Here is an 18991-nt window from a genome sequence, read left to right as displayed (position 1 = left end):
AAGATTGGCGGCAGTCAGAGGTAGGCTGTCGCTCTGCGCCGATCAGGCGGCTGCTGCGAAATGGTGGTTGAGCATGCCCATGGCCTCCGTCAGCGCCGAGGGCCCAATGCCAAAAGCTCTCTCCACAAGGCGCACCTCGCCCCTGATGCCGGGCTGCAGGCACCAGGGGCGAGCCTGTCCTTTGCGCAGGGCTCGCATGACTTCGAATCCCTTGATCGTGGCATAGGCCGTGGGGATCGATTTGAAACCGCGCACCGGCTTGATCAGTATCTTGAGCTTTCCGTGATCGGCCTCGATCACGTTATTGAGATACTTCACCTGCCGGTGGGCCGTCTCCCGGTCCAGCTTTCCTTCGCGCTTCAATTCGGTGATCGCTGCACCATAGCTCGGCGCTTTGTCGGTATTGAGCGTGGCAGGCTTTTCCCAGTGCTTCAGGCCTCGCAGGGCCTTGCCCAGGAACCGCTTCGCTGCCTTGGCGCTGCGGGTCGGCGACAGGTAGAAATCGATCGTGTCGCCCCGCTTGTCGACTGCCCGGTACAGGTAGGTCCACTTGCCCCGCACCTTGACGTAGGTTTCATCCAGGCGCCAGCTCGGATCAAAGCCACGCCGCCAGAACCAGCGCAGCCGCTTCTCCATCTCCGGGGCGTAGCACTGGACCCAGCGATAGATCGTCGTATGGTCGACCGAAATGCCGCGTTCCGCCAGCATTTCCTCAAGGTCGCGATAGCTGATCGGATAGCGACAATACCAGCGCACCGCCCACAGGATCACATCACCCTGGAAATGGCGCCACTTGAAATCCGTCATCGTTCCGTCGTCCAATCTCCGCCAAGCATGCTCAAGCTTCACGATTTTTGCAACAGAGCCGTTTTTGCGGCTTACGCGGCGGTCCAGCGTCCGGTTGTAGAAGGTGCCATGATCGTTGAGCGAGAAGCCCGCCACCTTCACCGCCAGCAGATCAGTCACCACCGGGATCGATACCGAGCCTTCGAAGTCATGTCGGCCATAGCTGCCGACGACCACCCGCGCACGGCCGGAAAGCGGCTCGGACGGCTCTGGCCGGGTGCGCGTGACGTTGAGTGCGCCGCCGGTCGTGTTCTTGCCGAACAGCGTGCCCTGCGGCCCGCGCAGCACTTCAATCTGCTGAAAATCGAACGACTGCAATAGCTGGCCGGTCGAAGTGGACAAGTACACCCCGTCCATCACCACGCCGACGCCCGGCTCGAAGCTCTTTTCGATGTCCTGGAAGGAGATGCCGCGCAGGCTGATGTTGGCCGCGCCCGGCCCCGAAGGCGAAGGCGAGATCGTCAGCGACGGAACCCGCCCGGCCAGATCCTGAATGTCGCGCTGGTTCTGCTTGGCCAGATCGGCGGCCGAAAACGCCGAGACCGAAAGCGGCACGTCCTGAAGGTTCTCCGAGCGCTTCTGCGCGGTCACCACGATCTCGCTGAGCTGGCCATCAGCCGCCGTAGCATCGCCGCCATAGGAACTTTGTGCATGTGCCGTCACGGCAACAAGACCGGCAGCAACGGCAAGAATGCTCGCCGCGCCCTTCAAGCGCTTGGTCATCGATCTCTCCCTTCGCCATCCTCCCGTCTGGTTTGCGGGAGCGGGTGGTTCTGACAACAGTTAAATTTATAACGCGCATTAAAACACCTATCTATTTGATCAGATGGTGCGGGTTTCAGCGCCACTTCGCGAAAATATAATTCGAAAGATAAATTTCTCGGCCAGCTTGGCCAGATCGGGACAAGCGGTTAGATCTGAAAAATGGACATAAACGAGCTTGCCACAGACCCCCCCCGTCCCGCTCGGACCGAACCCGGCTGCGCATAATGCGCGTCGCCGAGCGTTTGTTCGGCGCAGAGGGCATGAACGGCCCCTCCCTCCGCCAGATCGCAACCGCCGCCGGGCAAAGCAACGCTAGCGTCATCCAGTACCACTTTGCCGACAAGGACAACCTGGTCCGCGAGATCATGCTGAACCGGGTCATCGAAATGGAACCGGCTCGCGCCGCCATGCTGACGACCGCAGAGAGTAACGGCCAACTCGGCAGTCTCGAGACTCTTCTGCGTATCCTGTGCATGCCTCACATCGCCCTACGCGATGACGCCGGGCGTTTCCCCTTCGGTGAGTTCCTGCTGGATTTCATGCTGCGGTATCGCGGACCATCGGCTTCGACGCACCCGTTCGACGCGCAGCCCAATCTGGTGCCCTGCCTTGTGCAGACGCTGTCGCTAATCGATGCCCGCCTACACTACATGGACCGCGCTATTGTCTCGCACCGAACCATGACCGCAGTAGTCATATTTCTCCACAACCTCATACGGGCGAGCGAGCAAAAGCTCGTCGGCCCACCCTTCGATCTGCAGATCGAAGACGCAATCCTGATGGGCACCCAGGCGATATTGGCCCCCTTGCCACCGCTGACCATTTAGGGGCTATTTGAACGGTTATACCGCCCTGATTCGACAAATTGCCGAGGCAAATTCGTCTCCGAGACGGGCTATTTATCTATCGGCCAGCGCCGGCCGTTCCTGAAACGATCGTTGGGGCTTCGGGAATGGCGGATGTTGGATCGGGACCCGTCATTCCCGGCCCAGCTCGCGAACGTCGGTTTTGTCCCAGATCACGTTAGAATCGGTCTGCTTGATTCGCCCGAGGCGGGCAGCGCACCGCTAACGGAATTCTTATTTCGTGCTCCTCCTCTACGCTCATTCGCCAATCTCCTGGGCCGGCGACCTATTAGGAAGAACGCCTAGACCTTGGGCCTGGGCGATGATGCGTCTCACGCCCTCAGGTGACCATTGCATCCCCCCTCGCGGGGTTGGCTCTCGCAAATCCTTACTCAACCAAGCCGCAATGCCGCGCAGCGTGGCGTTTGGCTCAGTTCTGAGCTTGTCGGCGACAAGTAGAGCAACGCGGCTATCACGCGAAAGGCGCGGCGCCGTTTCAAGGATCACAGGATCTGCGTACCCTGCATCAACAAGCGTTCGGCACGCCTTCACCAGCGTGCGTTCAGAAAACGAGCGCACCGGGGGCTTGAGCGTCCGAATGTGCCGCAACACCAACGCCCAAGGCAACTGCGGCCGCAAGCGCTCAACGAGCGGCAGCCAACCCCGCCGGCCATCAATCAGTTCGTGGAGATGCTTTTCCCTCAGGCTGTGACGCAAGTTATCGATTGCTGACGGATCCCGTGCGCGCATTTTCGGATTTCCCGGCTTAGCGCCGCGCGCGACAGCCGCCTTGAGGCCGGCGCGCGTACGCTCGCGAATAAGCGCCCGTTCGAACTCTGCAAAGGCGCCAAGCATCTGTGTCATCAGCATGCCTTGCGGGCTGCTGGTGTCGATCGGATCGTTGATCGAGCGAAAATACGCGCCCTTCTCACGAAGCGCTTCGACCATTTCCAGCAAATGCGACAACGATCGTGCGAGGCGATCAATCCGCACAACCACAAGGGTGTCCCCCTGCCCTACCGCTGCGAGCGCGTTGGCTAGTTTTGGTCGGCTCCGGCTAGCGCCGCTGGCCCGGTCCTCGAATATGGTCATGCAGCCGGCGCGCCGGAGCTCAGTGAGTTGCGCGAAGGTATCCTGTTCGTCGGTAGATACGCGGGCGTAACCAATAAGGGGCATTTGTCACAATCCATCTAATGGGAACAACCGACCGGTTGTCCCCGTATGGTAATCGCTTGAGCCCCGGTTGACCATCGTCCGAGGCGGATCAGATGCCTGGCACCCATCCCGTTTGAACCGAGTGTGCGGACGTTGAGAGAAGCCCCCTGCCCCGCCTGTCCTAGCCTGTGAATGCGCTAAGAAAGTGTCGCCGAAAAACGCTGGAGATCAGCCACGCAGCATCCAGGCGTCCGGCGGTATTCTTCCCTGAATCCAGCCGTATTCTTTCAACGCAGGATCCAGAAATTGGGCGGCGCCGGAGCGTCCAGTCGTATCCTGAAAACGACACACCTTATAACGAACGGTCAAATTTGCTTATGTGATAACTGCAATTATCAAGGGTTAATATCCGAAAGCATCCGACTGGTTGTATAGTTATTGCTTGCTTGCTATACATATCTGAGAGCGCATTGATTTGACGGGGTTTTATGACCTCACCGCTGGCCTTTCCGTGTTACGGACCCGATGAACCGCCCTCCCCCGCGGATATCGAGGCGCTGTGCGCAACCCAGGTGCACGCGGCCCGCGCCCTCGGTCAGCTTGATGCCGCCCTCACGTGGTGTCCGCCCGACATATATCCCATCCTCGCTGCGCGTCTCATTCGCGAGACGCTGATCTCGGCGCTGCGGCAGGAAGGGCATGCGTTCACCGACGCTCGCTTCCATGCCTGGTTCGCGGGGCTTGTACCACTTTCCGACGAACCGCTCCAGTTCGCCCTCGCCCCCCGCGCTCTGGTGACCACCCTGCTCGCCGAGATGACCCGCAGCAGCTGGGCGCCGCTGGCGGACGCGGCACGTGGATTTGAAAAAGCCTGTCTGGCCCTGCGGGACCTCGACAACCATCCGGCCGTCGAAGCCGCGCTGGCCGCCATCGACGAGGCCGCGGCGCTGGTGGCAGATCTGGAGCCGGCCCCCCTCCCCTTTGCGGCCCTGGCCGCCCTCCACCGCGCCATCGGCCAAAGTCCGCGCTTTGCCCCCGCCGAGCGTGCAATCGAGCCGATCACGCTCGGTGGGCGACAAGTGGCGATTGAGCGGGCGCGGCCGCCCTCGCCGCGCTGGGCGGTCGAATACGCCTTTGCCGCCCATCTGCGAGCCACCGGCGCATTGAGTGCGGTACTGCCGCTGAACGGCCTGATCCGGCTCGATACGGTGCGCGCGGCCGACGTCGACGAAAAACCGGCACATGCCGCCATCGTTCAGTCCGAAGCGCTGCGCGATGCCCTGAATCACCTCAACAGCCTTCTGGTTGAGGCCCGCGACATATGCAGAGACCTCGCCGATCGTTATAGCGGGAAGCGCGCGAGTTCACGTGCCCCGCAACTCTACGGCCTCCTCTCCGGCTTTGGCCCGCTGCGTTCGTCCCAGATCGAAGCCGTGCTGGGCGCCACCCGCCTCGGGGTGCGGACCATGCTTGCCGCCCTGTCGCAGGCAGGCGACCTGACCATCGAAACCCTGTCGGGGGTCAAGCTCTATTCGGTTACGCACACTCGGGCGCCCCTTGCGCCATCCGCGCTGACCGATGAACCGGGCCACTTTTCGAGTGAGGCGCTCGAGGACTATGATGCCGCGCTCGCGCAGATCGACGCCCTGCTGGCGCGCTACGACGATCGAGACGATCGATCGGACGGCGAAAGCTGAAATCCGGCGAAAATCGCGTCCCCGCAAATGCCCCTTACAGCGCCAAAACGACACTGAGCCAGGCACGACTATAGCAAGGGCCTCAAATCGCGCTGTACGGGCTTCTCAGGGCAAATTTACATGCCGAGCGCGCCACGCCGACCGTCATCCACCCAATTTTGCACCAATGAGCTGCCTATGAAGCCGAACAAGCCATGTCCGTAATCGCGCGCCGCATGGCGACCGATCGGACCGCCCCGTCGGGCGCACCGCACGCGCCAAGTCGCGCGCGGCCTTATCGAGGCGTGCCAGCGACGTCGCAAGCCTGTCATCGCGGCGAGACCCATCGGATGCCGGCATCACCGACAAGGGCAATTGATGCTCGTGACACCACAAGTTGGCGCTCGATATTCATTCCTTGCGATATGAAGCGACCGCCCTTCGGCTAGCATGCCGGACCAGCAGCATGCGCACCCATAGTGGCGCAGGGCGGGTGGCAACAACCAATGCGCGGGCCACGCGGAAAAACCGTCCATCACCGCAGCGCTGCCGATATTCACTGCCCATCCCAGCCCGGTAACGAGTTCGTCGATGGCCGCATGATGCCACGTCGGCAGGTCGAGCTTGCCGCGCGCCGGATCATAATCTTCCGGATCGGTATCGAAATCGAAATAGCGGAACAAGGTTCTGCGCGAGGTGTCGTGGCGCCGCGCGATCCGGTCAAGCCACGAATCGAAACACTCTTCAGGCTGGCGCTACCATCGTTGGAATTCGTCACCACCGGCCTTGCTATGATGCTCTCGCTTGTGTTGCAGCCTTCCGAGTTCGTTTCCCCTTCCCTCTTGAATCTCTTTCAAAGAGAGGAAGCGCCGCAGGCGGCGTTACTTCGTTTAGACTCTAAGGTTCAAAAGTTAGCCTGTGGACGGCTTGCCTGCGACTCACGGATTCATCACGAGTCGCGCGCATTGCCCCGTTCCTAAAATACCGTTCGGCCGTTCCCGAAGTACCTAGCTATCCGTTCCCATTGAACCGTGATTCGGTTCCCAAAGTACCGTGCTGCGTTCCTGAAATACCGTGCCTCGGCTCGTGCTGTCCTGTGAGTAAAATGCGTTTTACCGGGACCTATATACCGGAAAACAGGGTCTTTTCCAGCGTTCAGGCTATTTCAGATTGCCTCATTTGGCGGGCGGTTGCGTCCGCGGGTTAGCGGCTTACGGATCGATTCGGCGACCCCAGATTCGCAATAGCGACTCGCCACGGTATTTCAGGAACGCCGAGGTGCCCTCTGGGGTGCTTCGCCGCTGTAGGACATCGCCGTTTGGTTAAATCGATGGCGCGAGACTGGCTCATAGGTGCGTGCCGGCAGCGACTTCGTCCGGCCGTTCGGGCGCCCTCCTGGCCTTTGGACCGAATTCATCGGGCCGTACACGGTACTTGGGGAACGGCTATTCCAGTGGCCCCGCAACGGAGTTGGGCGCCGGCTCCGCCAGTGTGGGGCATTCTCACGGTATTTCAGGAACGGCCTTGCGCTCAGGGCCTTGCGCATCTGTTGGTCAACATGGAGAGGCCCCCTACCCGCCCGCTCGGCGTGGCTCCCGTGACCGTCGGGCGAGCCTGAACATTGACGTCGTGCAGCCTGATCCGGCCTCGGCGCGTCTTGCAGGCGTCTGGCGCGCGTTCCCAATATACCGATATCTTGCGGTCGCGCTCTGTTGTGCTGTTCTGCTTTCAGATTTCTGAGTGCCGGGCGCTGGACGTCTCACTGACCGTCGCCATTGCGAGGACCCTATTGCGATCACGGCGTACGGATCGGGCGGAGAATCCGCAGGTGAGGGTGGGCCGCCGGGCAGGGTGATTGGTCAGCCGCGATGCCGGCGGGTTTGACGCGGTACTACAGGAACGGTCGGTCGGGCAGTTCCACGGTCTGCGGCTGTTGACCTAGAGGGCAGGGCGCTGCTTGGAGCAGAACGTCGCGAATATCTGGGTGATGTTCTTGGCGTTGTAGGCGATCTCGCGTTGACGCAGGAACGCACGAAAGTCGCTGGCCACCAGGCCGTAGTCTCGCTGCGGGCTCGGTAGGTTGGCGCGAGCGATCGCGCCGAACGGTGTGTGCGCAATATGACCGTCAGGGAAGACGATCTCCCGTTCGTCGGCCGAAGCTTTGCTCAACACGGTTTTGGAAGCTGGCGCGGGGACCGGGGCAGGGGAGGGGGTTCCTACTGCCTCCTGGGACAGGTCTCGGCGGACCATGCGCAGGAAGGGTTCAGCGTCATCCCGCGATTCCAGCTCGAGCGAATAACCGGGTAGGGAATCCTCTTTCACGATCTTGGTCATCTCGAACTTGAACCGACGGTAGTCGCCTTCAGCGCCGGATTTCTCGAACAAGGTGGGCATGGAAATGGCAAATCCATCGGAACCAGCGCCGCCGGCATGCTTCCTGGCAACCCGATAGAGCCACCGCTCGCGTCCGCCCGTTAGCGAGAAATACGCAGGATCGATCGCGAGGACGCCGCCCTCCATGAGCACGCCGTCATAGAACCATTTGGCGAGGGTGATCCGCATGCCGCGGATATTGCCCGTGCGATCCTTCAGCTGGCTATAGCTATCGATCCAGGAGAATGTCGTTTCGACCGAGTCTCCCGAGCGGATGTTCGTCTTGACGGTCGTCGACTGCAGCCTGTCGAGCGCATTGCCGAGGAGATCATAGGCGCGCCCGCCAACTTCGCGCTTAAGCGTCCGGAGCATGTCATAGGGCACGACATGCAGGGTCTGGGGAATGTCGTTCGTTCCGCGGCGCTTGTGTTCGATGAGCACCGACGCGCAGTAGATGAGAATGTCGAGATCGTAGATCGTCGCCAGCCCATACTCCGAGTTCGCCGTGACATGCACGGTGATCTTCCGGTCGGGGCTTACATAATCGATCGGCTTCAGGCGCTTGCGCTTGGACAGAGAGAAGAACGGCCGCTCCATCGTCTCGCGCTGGTCCCGGAGGGGCAGCGTCGTGAGCTGAGGAAGAAAGAGGTCGACCTGACCGTCTTCGCGGGCGTTCTTTGGCATCGCATGTCCTGGGCGGAGTAAAACACGTTTTACTCTCATCTAACTGATTGTTTTACAAATATAATCCCTAAATCCGTCCGTCGTCACCGAGTGAATTTCGCAGCTTCCAAAACCGGCCGCAGGGTCTCGAGGATCTCATCGATCGAGGCCGCGCCGCGCGGATTGATATTGACCGTAATCCCCTTGGCCCTGGTGTCGACGAGGATCTGCCCGATCTGCGCACCGCCGGCCATCGTCAGAGCCGCCTTTGCCCTGCGAGCCGGTTGCGCCTTGGTCGGCTGCGCTGCGCCGGCAAGGCGTTCGCACACTTTGCTGCCTTCGATCCGGTCGGCACCGGCATTACGCAAGGCGGCCTGCTCAGCCGCGATCTCGATCGCCGCTGCAACGATGCCATCGCGATGCCGCTCGTCCTTCAGCAGAGGCGCCAGGCGCATGCCGTGACGAACCTTGATATCGCCTGGATCAGCAAAGGCGGAAACGACTTCGTCCGGGAGCTCCGAGAGCTGCAGGAGGTTGTGAAGGTTCTGCTTGGGGATCGCGAGCCGGTCAGCCATCTGCGTCCGGACACCGCCATAATAGGCATCGACGGCATGACGGTAGTTGCGCGCGCGTTCGAGATCGGTGACATCCTCCCGTTCGCGGTTTTCAAGGTCCGCTAGCCGGAAGGCACCTTCGTCGTCGAGCGTTTCGATCCGCGCCACCAACTCGATTTCCGAGTGGTTGTTGGCGTGGAGCCAGGACACGCAGAAATGGCGCCTCGTTCCGACGATGAGCTCGTAGGGCCGATCGCTATTGGGAGTCCGGCGAACGACCACCGGCTCGCGGTTCGTGCCTTCTTCCCGAATGGATTCGATCAACGAGGAACAACGATCGTAGCTGAGCGCCGCGTAATCGCGCGCGTTGCCGCGCCAGATCGAGCATTCCGAGGGCTTCAGGCGAATCGTGGGCCGTTTGACGGTGCGGGCGATCTCATCGAACGCGATGCCGCGCCGCTCCAAGAAGGACGGGGCAGCGGGCTCCTCGCCCGGCAATTCCTGGACCGCGAGGTCCTGGCCATCGTCTTTCGCAATCGGGGTTGGCACCGGCGTCGTGCCGATGCTCTCGATGGCGTTTGTCAGGAGACTCCGTCGCTTGCCGCCCGCGCTGCTCATGCCGCCTCCGTCAGCCGATCGGTGCCAAGCTGCGCCATCCGGGACGGCCACTGCTTGCAGATATCCTTCTCAATCTCCCGGAACACCATGTTCAGGTTGTCCCGACAACGCGTGTAGGTCTGGTGCGAGCCATAGGGCTTGTTTATCTCGTAGATCGACGACATTGAGAGCCCGGCGTTCTTGACCTCTTCGGAGAGGAGGATCGGTGTCGAGAGCATCTGCCCGGCATAGGTCTTTTCCATGACCTGCAACATCTGCGCTTCATTGGTGCGACTGGGCTGGAACATGGTGCAGACGATCCGGATGAACCCGTAGTCGATCGAAGAATCGAACTTCGACACCAGTTCCATGGCCTCACGGCAGGTCTGCATGAAATGAATGGTCGACAGATAGTCGAGCTGCCTCGCGGGAACGGGAATCAACAAGCCATCAGCCGCGGTCAGCGTGTTGACGCCGAGGAACCCCATTGCCGGGGGCGGATCGAGAATGACGACGTCATAGTCGTAGCGAACCTCTTCCAGCCCGATCCGCAGCATCCGGAAAGCCCCGGCGATGGCCGTCGGACCCTCCTCGATCGTCGCCGTCAACTCCCACTCGGTATCCTGCAATCCGAGGTTCGCCGGGCAGATGTCGATATTCGGCCAGCAGGTCCTCTGGATCGTCTTGCGGAGCGAATCGGCCTCGTCGATGCGCGGCGACAGGAAGTTTGATAGCGTGTGCGTTTCGTCGACCAGCGCTTCGAGATTGACGTCGAACATCACGCTCATGGAGGCCTGCGGATCGCAGTCGACCACTAGGACGCGGTATCCGCGCAGACCGAGATAATCCGCAAGATGCTTGGCGGTCGTGGTCTTGCTGACCCCGCCCTTGAAGTTCTGCGTGGCGAGCACGACCGCCCGTTCCTCGGGCAATTTGCCCATTTTGATACCCAGGGCCTCGCGAATCGCGATCAGGTCCTCAACGGTATAGAAACGGCGTCCATTGGCCGCCGTCTTGGGCGCGGGAAGCCGCCCGCGCGCTTCCGCTTTGGACAACGCCTCAGGCGTGCGGCCGAGAAATTCCGCGGCGACCGTAGCGCCCATGGAGATGTTCAAGGTCTTCCGGTCGGAGGGGTCGATCGCCGCCTGGCGAAGCACGCTTTTGGCATTCTCGCACGAGGTGATCATCGCGTCGAGAATCTGACCCGAAAGCATCGTGATGTCCCCTTCTCAGCAATATTTGGCAGGGGTTCGTGAAAACGGACCCTGAAATGACCATAATTCGGGACAACTATGCCAAATTGAGGGTGGTTAGTCAAATTGGTGCCATTGCGGGTCAACGAGCCGGTACAGACCCGAGAACGGCTGAGTCTTTCAGGACGCGTCCAGCAGCCGAAATAACCCCAAAAATCTACACACGGCAGGCAATACTCACAAATGCCATGCGGCGCGGCGTATAGATTTCCGCGAGCCCCTATCCAAAGAAGACCGCAGCCACCAGCGATCCCAATCACGAACCTCGTCCGAATCGCGCAGGCCCAAGACGCGCAAATCGATGTCTTGCGACTCACCGTGGGGAAACGCCTGATCCTTGCACGCACGACATGAATTGAGGAGCGTGGTTCGATGGTTGAGCGCCTTTTTCGCCCAAGAGCCTGGCGTTCCGACATTCCACCATCCTCAATGCTGCCCATGTGCGATCTTTGGCGCTCTGAAAAAGGGGAGGGGGAGACCCGCTGGTGAAAGGAGCTGATCAATGGCTCTCACCGCGATACGACCAACCCAAGACCTCATCGATCTCGTCGGCAGCCTCGGAGGCAGCTGGCACGGTCGTACTGCCATGTGCCTTTGCCCCGCCCATGCCGACCGGGAACCAAGCCTGTCGATCAGGCAGGGGGATCGGGGAATCCTGGTGACCTGCTTTGCTGGCTGCAGCCGGGAGGACGTGCTTCGCGAGCTGCGCCGGATACCGATCAGCCGCCGTTTCGCCTACACCGACACGCCGACCACGGTCGCGGGCAATGCGCTACGTCTCTGGGACGAAGCCTTGCCGGTCGAAGGAACCCTGGCCGAGCGCTATCTGAGCGGCCGTATCTTGCTGCCGATCCCTGGCGACCTGCGTTTCCATCCGCGCTGCCCTTATCGACCGCGTCCCTGGACCACCTATCATCCAGCCCTACTCGTGGCCGTGCGGGAAGGTCGGACGCTTACGGCGGTGCAGCGGATCTTCCTCGTTCCGGAAACGGCGCGCTACCGCATGAAGTTGATGCTCGGCAGGCCGCTGCGGGGGGCATGGCAATGCGGCGGGACCCAGGAGGGCAGGCTTGCGCTCGCCGAAGGGTTCGAGACCGCACGCGCATTCACGCTGCTCAATGCGATTCCCTGCTGGGCGAGCCTTGGCGCGCGGCGCCTCAACCAGATCCTGCTACCGGAGCACGTCACCACGCTCGTTCTTGCGCAGGACAATGATGCTGAGGGTCGCCGAGCCGCCGATCTTGCCGAAGACGCCTATGCAAGGGCCGGTCTCGTGATCGAGCGGATGCCGCCGCCGCCCCGCATCAAGGATTGGGCACGCGTACTCGAGCTGAGCACATCCCTCTAACGCGCTCTGAACGAATGCCCGGTTGGCAAGCAGGCTGCCGCTATCTGTCATCGTTTTTCCGGCGCGCGTTTTGCCGGTCATGCGCGCGTCCCCAGCGACAGTGACCGCGAAACACAGGATCAGCAGCAGGATCGAGACGACGATGATCGCGAAAATGACCATGATTACCTTCTTGCGGAACGCGTGGGAATGCAGGCGTGTGATGGTGTGCTCATCAGGCCGCGCGGCGCCCGCCCGATCGACGTGGCCAGCGCAGCCGGCGTAGGATCCCGACACCAGCACGCGGAGCGCGCGTGTCGGTGTCATCGCTGCTCCGCTCCTCTTTATCGAGAGATTGGGGATCGAACGGTGACGCGAACCGGCCAGGCAAGGCGAACTCCCACAGGACTGCCGTCCGATCGGCATGATCCATCGTTTGGCCCTATCCTTATACGAAACGCTTGCCTGCATCGTTAAGATGCGAGTTTTGATGTTTGAAACATCAATAACCTTGACGCGGCGCGCTGTTCGGCAGGGCGTCTGCCACCCTATGGGTGCAGCCGGCGCGGTCGGGCACCGCGGCGGAGAAGTCAAAGGGAAGGGGGAGCGAAGGATTGATGCTGCCGATGGGGCAGCCAGTCCGGAGACCCCACCATGTCCGATCTCTTCGATACCACCACCGCGGCCGAGCGCCGCGCGGCCACGATTCTCGTCGATCGTCTGCGTTCGACCGAGCCGATCACCCGCGCCGACCTCAACGCCGCGATGGTCGAGGGCTATGGCGGAACGGATGCCGATGGCCTCTGGACCCAGCGCGACAGCTTCGAAATCCTGGAGCACGTTCTCGCGCATTACCTCCAATTCAGGCCCTATCCGCTCGGCTCGCTGAGCGATGTCGCGGCGGCGTGCGACCTGCTCGACCGGTTGCCCACCCAGACCGTGCGCAGCGAGGACCAGATCGAATGGCAGCAATTCTCGACGCCCGTCGATCTCGCCGCGGTCGCGGTCCTGCTCGCCAATGTCCAGACCGGCGATGTCATTCTCGAACCCAGCGCCGGCAACGGTCTCCTCGTAGCACACTGCCGCGACTTCTCCGCGCTCCAGCTCAACGAATATGCGCCCGCCCGCCGCGCGCGGCTCGCCGACGTCTTTCCCGACGCGGTCGTCACCGGACATGACGGCGCCACGATCAACTCGACCCTCGCCGATGCGCCGCGCCCCAACCTCATCCTGATGAACCCGCCCTTTTCCCGCTCGGTAGGACTGGGCGCGGACGCCCACGCCGCGGTGCGCCATCTCCAGGCGGCGCTGCGGCGGCTGCAGATCGGCGGACGGCTGGTCGCGATCATGCCCGACTGGTTCGGGCCCAATGCGCGGATGCGCGATCTCTTCGAGACGACATTGCGCGACGTCAGCGTCCGGACATCCGTGCGTCTCGAGAAATGCTATCTCAAGCATGGCACGTCGATCGCCGTCAGGCTCTTTGTCATCGACAAGATGCCCGGCACAGCCATCCCCGCAACGATCCAGCGCAGCTCCATCCGCGAGCTCATCAGCGCTCTCACCATCCACGAACGCGGGCCCCTTGGCGCACCCTCGGCACCGGCACCAAAGCGGTCGAGCAGTCCTTCGCTGTTCCGAGCGATGAAAAGCGGCCGCGCTCAGCCCCGTCCGTATCATGCTCCCGTGCGCAACAACGTGCTGCCGGTCGACTATATGCCGCTCGACACGCCTGCGCCGCTGCTCGAACAGGTGGGCGTCTATCTTCCCTATCGTCCGAGCCGCATCGCTTTCGATGCCGCCGGCGAGCATCCGACCGCGCTGGTCGAATCCGTCGCGATGGGCTCGATCGCGGCACCTATCCCGGCCTATGTCCCCAATCTTCCCGAACGAACCGTATCGGAGCGCCTGCTCTCAGCCTCGCAGCTTGAGACCGTGGTCTATGCCGGCCACGCCTGGGATCAGTTCCTGCCGGGCAAGTTCAGGCCCGCCAAAGAGGGCGTCGGGCTCGAAGATGCCGAGGACGGCCGCGCCTATCGCAAAGGTTATTTCCTGGGTGATGGCACCGGGGCGGGGAAGGGGCGGCAGGTCGCGGCCTGTATTCTCGACAGCTGGCTCGCCGGACGCCGGCGCAACATCTGGATCTCGAAGAACGAGGCGCTGCTCGAAGACGCGCGCCGCGACTGGACCGCGCTGGGCGGCCTCGCCGCCGACATCCAGCCTCTCGCCAACTGGAAGATCGATCAGGCGATCCCGCTCGAACAGGGCGTGCTCTTCGTCACCTACCCGACGCTCCGCTCGGCGCGTGGCGATCATAGCCGGCTGCAGCAGATCATCGACTGGGCGGGAGAGGACTTCGAGGGCGTGATCGGCTTCGACGAAGCCCATGAGATGGGCGGGGTCGCCGGTGGCGAGGGCGCGCTGGGCAAGAAGGAAGGCTCGCAGCAGGGAATCTGCGGCGTGCTGCTCCAGAACCATCTTCCCGGCGCGCGCGTCCTCTATGCGTCGGCGACGGGGGCGTCCGACGTCAACAATCTCGCCTATGCGGTGCGGCTGGGCCTCTGGGGCCCGGAAACGGCCTTCAGCAATCGCGAGCAGTTCATCTCGGGCATCCGCAAGGGTGGCATTGCGGCGATGGAGCTGGTCGCGCGCGACCTCAAGGCGCTCGGACTCTACACGGCGAGGGCGCTCAGCTTCGCCGGCGTCGAATATGAGATTCTGCGCCACGAGCTCAGTTCCGAGCAGATCGCGATCTACGATGCCTATGCCGACGCCTGGGCGATCTTATGCGCAGCTGCGCATAAGATTGCTTATCACGAGGTCGCGATAATGTGAAGGAACGCGGCAGCGACGTGGATTCTCCTAATGCGGGGCGATGTTGCTGCGCATTATTTTGATTGCGAACCTCGGCGGTCTCTGGACCAGCTGAGGATAAAAGCATGTTGAAATTGCACGACGAGTTGATCGCCGAACTCTCGAATTTGCTCACGACGCAGAATTATAACCCGGTGGTCGTAGCGAACCATCGCCTGTACGCCCGCGCGTTTCTCGATTATCTGGCCGAGTGCGGCGTGCAGGTGGAAACTGTGACGCTGGCGCAGGTCGATCAGTATCTTGCCTATGCAGTTCAGGATTTCGAAGCCCAGTACGGGCGGCCTCCCTGTGCGCGCTGGCAGATGTTGCCCCGCACATCGATCAACAAACTGCTCCGGCTTGCCCAAGGCAAATGGCCGCCCGAGCCAGAGATGACCGAACCGGAAACCGCGTATCGGCAGGCGATCTGCTGCGAATACGAGGCATGGCTGCGCGACGAGCGCGGTCTGGCAAGCGCTTCCATCTCGGCGCTTCTGTGGGAGGCACGGAACTTCCTGCGATGGCAGTTCGAACGGGGCGGGGCGGCCAGCCTCGACACCTTGAGCATCGGGGAGGTCGATCTCTACATGGACATGCGCGCCCCTGGATTACGGCGCAAATCATTGGCCGATGTCGCTGAGCGGCTCCGGTCGGTGGTGCGGTATCTGCATCGGACGAGGCGCATCCCGATGGATCTCACGCCGCACATCATCGGCCCCATGCTCTACGCCTATGAAGACGTGCCCTCGACGCTGGACAGGCGCCAAATCGCCGCGGTGCTGGCGGCGACGAAGAAGGATGGATCGCCGCGGGGACTGCGCGATTTTGCGGTACTTCAACTGCTTGCCACATATGGGTTGCGCGAAGGTGAGATCTGTCGCCTTCGGCTTGAAGACGTGAACTGGCGCGGAGAAGCCCTGCGTATCCGTCACACCAAGACCAATGCGTACTCCTACTTGCCGCTATTGGCGCCCGTTGGTGAGGCGCTCCTCGACTATCTGCGTAATGGGCGCCCCCAGGTTGAGGGGCGGGAAATCTTCATCCGGTCCTGCGCGCCCTATATCGCAATGACAAACCTGTATGGCATGATCCGCGGGCGGTTGTCAGCCGCTGGCGTCGAGCCGCCGGGAAAGCGAGGAGCGCATGTCTTTCGCCACGCGCGGGCGGTCGAAATGCTGCGGGCGTCGGTCCCGCAAAAGATCATCGGCGACGTGCTCGGACATCGATCCACCGAATCCACCAACGCCTATCTCAAGCTGGCGACAGATGATCTCCGAGCCGTGGCGCTCGACGTGCCCGGATCGGAGGTGCTGCCATGAGCGCCTGGCACGATCCCGATCGCACGGTCATCGACGCCTTCCTGGAAAAATCGCAGTTCCGGCAGGGAAGCAGGCCGACTTATCGCTGGTTCCTTCGCAGCTTCGAGAATGTAGCCCAGCGTCATCCGGCGGTCGACCGGCAGATGCTCGAAGTCTGGCTGAAGGAAATGGAAAAACGTTGGCGAATGCCGACGCTGCTCAACCAGGTCTGCATTGTCGATCGCTTCCTCGACCACCTCGTCGAAATCGGGCTGATCGCAGATAATCCCGTTGCCGTGCTTCGCCGTCAATACAACGTCAAACAAAGCAAGCCGATCTGGCGAGCGCTGGCTTCCGCAAATCCCGACGGAGCCTTGGCCGCATTGCGACGCCCCGCGCCCTTCGGCAGCTCGCTGGGGGACTTCATGCGTGAGCATGTCGCGTTGATGCGGAGCCGGGGGTATCAGTATGAGACTCAGGCTCACTGGTTATTGCGGTTCGATCGGTTCCTCCAGGCGACCCCGGAACTGACAGGGGCATCGCTTGAGACGATGCTGGCGCGCTGGGCAACTGCCAAGCTGACCCGCAATCACGCGGCTGAATGCCAGAAGCTCGGGCGCCTCCTGACTAAGGCGCGGTATCGCCTTGATCCCAGCATCCCACCGAAACGCTTCAACGCCCGTCCCGAGCGGGAAGTGGCACGAGAGCATCGACGACCGCACATCTTCAGCCCGGCCGACGTTCGGCAGATGCTCGACGTTGCCCGCTCCTATCCGTCGCCGGACGCGCCGCTGCGGCCGATGGTTCTCTACACCATGGTGGTTCTGGCCTATTGTGCCGGACTGCGCCGTAGTGAACTCGCCGGGCTCGATCTGGGTGACGTCGATCTTCAATCAGACACGATCACAGTGCGGGAAACGAAGTTCTACAAGACCAGGATATTGCCGCTAACCGGCAGCGTCATGGCCGAATTACGGGCCTATATCGATGCAAGGCGGCGCGCTGGCGCCCCACAGGATCCTCGGTCCGGGCTCTTCTGGCACGAGCACTTCAATGATCGCTATACCCCGGTGACGGTCTCAACGATGATCACCAACGTCATGCGCCGTGCCGGGTTCAAGGCCCCGACCGGGCGGACAGGGCCGCGTGTTCATGACCTGCGCCACTCGATGGTCGTGAACCGGATCCTTCAATGGTATCGATCCGGCGTCAATCCGCAGGACAAACTGCGCTTCCTCTCCACCTACATGGGCCACCGGGACATCAACTCCACGCTGGTCTACATCACCGTCACGCAGGACCTGCTGCAGGAAGCAAGCGAGCGGTTCCGGACCGTCGGCGCCCGATGCCTCACGATGGAGGCGCGGTCATGACGAAGGGCAATCTCTTCCCCGCATTGTTGCGGGCGTTCTTTCAGGAATGGTTGGCTGAGCAACGCAGTGCATCTGTCCATACGATCCGGTCTTACCGCGACACCTGGCGGTTGTTGCTTCGGTTCATCGCGGAGCGAAAGGGCGGCGGGGTCGCGCGGATCATGCTGGCCGACGTCTCGGCCGGAGAGGTTCGCGCGTTCCTCCACCACACCGAGCATGGGCGCAGGGGCACGATCGGTACACGCAACTGCCGGCTCGCCGCGATCCGCAGCTTCTTCAGCTTCGTGGCTGACAAGGATCCCGAATACATCGCGCAATGCGCCGAGATCCTGACCGTCCCGCTCAAGCGGGAGCCTACCGTTGCACCCTGCTATCTCGAGCCGGAGGAGGTCGAAGCGATCCTTGCTCAGCCCGACCGGTCGACAATCGAGGGAATGCGCGACCACGTGCTACTCTCGTTCCTATATAACAGCGGCGCGCGCATCCAGGAGGCCCTCGACCTCTGTCCCGAGGCGATCCGGTTCGACGCACCGAACTTCGTGCGTCTTTACGGCAAGGGTCGCAAGGAACGTATCTGTCCACTCTGGCCGGAAACCGTGACGTTGCTCAGGAAGTTGTTGGAACGTCACCCGCGCGCGCCAGATCAGCGGATCTTCGTCAATCGATATGGTGAGCCGCTGGGCGCCTCGGGAGTGCGGTTCAAACTCGCCTCCTATGTAGGAAAGGCGTCAGAAACCGTGCCGTCGCTTCGGTCCAAAAATGTGACGCCGCACAGCTTCCGGCACGCGACTGCCGTTCACCTTGTCGCTGCCGGGGTCGACATCACCGTCATCCGCAGTTGGCTGGGACACGTCAGCCTCGATACAACCAACCACTACGCACAGGCCAATCTGGAGACCAAACGAAAGGCGCTCGAGCAGGTAGGGGCGCCGGCGGCGAGCAACGTGCCACCTTCGTGGAAACGAGAAGCCAGCCTGATGGAGTGGCTCGATGCCTTGTGAAATAATGTGAAGGACGTGGCGAAATGCTCAGCAGCTTTGCGGGCCTTCGCCACGTTCCTGCGCATTATCGCGACCTCGCGATAAGGCATCATTCACCGCAACATGGAACATGCGCTCGAACTGACGGCCGTGGTCGACGGGATCGAAAATGCGACCCTCAACAGCGGGGCCAAGGCGTCGGCGCGATCTCGCTTCGAATCCACCAAGCAGCGCTTCTTCGGCCAGCTTCTCCTCAGCATGAAGCTTCCGACCGTGATCGCTGCGGTGAAGGCGCACCTGGCCGGTGGACAATCGGTCGTTCTCCAGCTGGTGACGACCGCGGAATCGATCCTCGACCGGCGGCTGGGCGAGCTCTCGCCGGATGAGCGCGCGAACTTGGAAATTGATCTGAGTCCTCGGGAGTACGTGTAAT

The 18991-nt window shown here is 61.9% G+C and carries 14 protein-coding genes and 1 pseudogene; 8 read left to right on the top strand and 7 right to left on the bottom strand.

The window, feature by feature from the left end; all coding sequences use genetic code 11:
* Positions 1-42: 42 nt before the first annotated feature.
* Both CJD35_RS23260 and CJD35_RS23255 read right to left on the bottom strand, forming a co-directional pair.
* The gene (locus tag CJD35_RS23260) at positions 43-807 is read right to left on the bottom strand and encodes an IS6-like element IS6100 family transposase (RefSeq protein ID WP_001389365.1); all 765 of its coding nucleotides are present in this window, start codon (positions 805-807) and stop codon (positions 43-45) included.
* Between the two features lie 285 nt (positions 808-1092).
* A pseudogene (locus CJD35_RS23255) lies at positions 1093-1569 on the bottom strand (TonB-dependent receptor plug domain-containing protein); the annotation flags it as partial.
* Positions 1570-1835: 266 nt separating this feature from the next.
* Here CJD35_RS23255 and CJD35_RS20470 point away from each other — a divergent pair.
* The gene (locus CJD35_RS20470; RefSeq protein ID WP_095687535.1) at positions 1836-2438 is read left to right on the top strand and encodes a TetR/AcrR family transcriptional regulator; all 603 of its coding nucleotides are present in this window, start codon (positions 1836-1838) and stop codon (positions 2436-2438) included.
* A gap of 276 nt (positions 2439-2714) precedes the next feature.
* Here CJD35_RS20470 and CJD35_RS20465 read toward each other — a convergent pair whose 3' ends face one another.
* Positions 2715-3632 (bottom strand): recombinase family protein, encoded by a 918-nt coding sequence (locus tag CJD35_RS20465; protein ID WP_095687534.1) that lies wholly within the window; start codon positions 3630-3632, stop codon positions 2715-2717.
* A gap of 467 nt (positions 3633-4099) precedes the next feature.
* Here CJD35_RS20465 and CJD35_RS20460 point away from each other — a divergent pair, with 467 nt between their 5' ends.
* Entirely contained in the window at positions 4100-5308 is a 1209-nt protein-coding gene (locus CJD35_RS20460; RefSeq protein WP_017183329.1) for a hypothetical protein, read from the top strand.
* Positions 5309-5646: 338 nt separating this feature from the next.
* Here CJD35_RS20460 and CJD35_RS22805 read toward each other — a convergent pair whose 3' ends face one another.
* From CJD35_RS22805 to CJD35_RS20440, 4 genes are all read right to left on the bottom strand, one after another.
* Positions 5647-5970: a hypothetical protein gene (locus CJD35_RS22805; protein ID WP_017183330.1), complete on the bottom strand. Its 324-nt coding sequence runs from the start codon at positions 5968-5970 to the stop codon at positions 5647-5649.
* Positions 5971-7225: 1255 nt separating this feature from the next.
* Positions 7226-8344, bottom strand: a complete 1119-nt coding sequence (locus CJD35_RS20450) for a replication initiator protein A (RefSeq protein WP_017183331.1) — start codon at positions 8342-8344, stop codon at positions 7226-7228.
* An 83-nt stretch (positions 8345-8427) separates the two neighbouring features.
* Positions 8428-9495, bottom strand: coding sequence for a ParB/RepB/Spo0J family partition protein (locus CJD35_RS20445; protein WP_017183332.1), 1068 nt, complete (start codon positions 9493-9495; stop codon positions 8428-8430).
* Complete coding sequence (locus tag CJD35_RS20440; RefSeq protein WP_017183333.1) at positions 9492-10688, bottom strand: AAA family ATPase; 1197 nt, start codon at positions 10686-10688, stop codon at positions 9492-9494. The genes CJD35_RS20445 and CJD35_RS20440 overlap by 4 nt, the downstream gene beginning before the upstream one ends.
* Positions 10689-11229: 541 nt before the next feature.
* Between CJD35_RS20440 and CJD35_RS20435 the strand changes: the two genes are divergently transcribed.
* The 6 genes from CJD35_RS20435 (at position 11230) to CJD35_RS20410 (ending at position 18990) form a co-directional block, all read left to right on the top strand.
* Positions 11230-12075 carry a DUF7146 domain-containing protein gene (locus CJD35_RS20435; protein WP_026002420.1) on the top strand — a complete coding sequence of 282 codons (846 nt, stop codon included), beginning with the start codon at positions 11230-11232 and terminating at the stop codon, positions 12073-12075.
* Between the two features lie 633 nt (positions 12076-12708).
* Positions 12709-14889, top strand: a complete 2181-nt coding sequence (locus CJD35_RS20430) for a strawberry notch-like NTP hydrolase domain-containing protein (RefSeq protein WP_338057792.1) — start codon at positions 12709-12711, stop codon at positions 14887-14889.
* Between the two features lie 104 nt (positions 14890-14993).
* Positions 14994-16226, top strand: a complete 1233-nt coding sequence (locus CJD35_RS20425; RefSeq protein ID WP_008832423.1) for a site-specific integrase — start codon at positions 14994-14996, stop codon at positions 16224-16226.
* A complete protein-coding gene (locus CJD35_RS20420; RefSeq protein ID WP_008832422.1) occupies positions 16223-17578 on the top strand; it encodes a tyrosine-type recombinase/integrase in 1356 nt (451 codons plus the stop codon). Before CJD35_RS20425 ends, CJD35_RS20420 begins: the two co-directional genes overlap by 4 nt.
* Positions 17575-18579 carry a site-specific integrase gene (locus CJD35_RS20415; protein ID WP_095687245.1) on the top strand — a complete coding sequence of 335 codons (1005 nt, stop codon included), beginning with the start codon at positions 17575-17577 and terminating at the stop codon, positions 18577-18579. Before CJD35_RS20420 ends, CJD35_RS20415 begins: the two co-directional genes overlap by 4 nt.
* 129 nt (positions 18580-18708) lie before the next feature.
* Complete coding sequence (locus tag CJD35_RS20410; protein WP_262503706.1) at positions 18709-18990, top strand: methylase; 282 nt, start codon at positions 18709-18711, stop codon at positions 18988-18990.
* Position 18991: the final 1 nt, after the last annotated feature.

It is taken from the genome of Sphingobium xenophagum, assembly GCF_002288285.1.
In the GTDB taxonomy this organism is placed as follows: Bacteria; Pseudomonadota; Alphaproteobacteria; order Sphingomonadales; family Sphingomonadaceae; genus Sphingobium; species Sphingobium xenophagum.
Note: the sequence above shows the minus strand (reverse complement) of the source record. Positions and strands in the feature narration are given on the sequence as shown.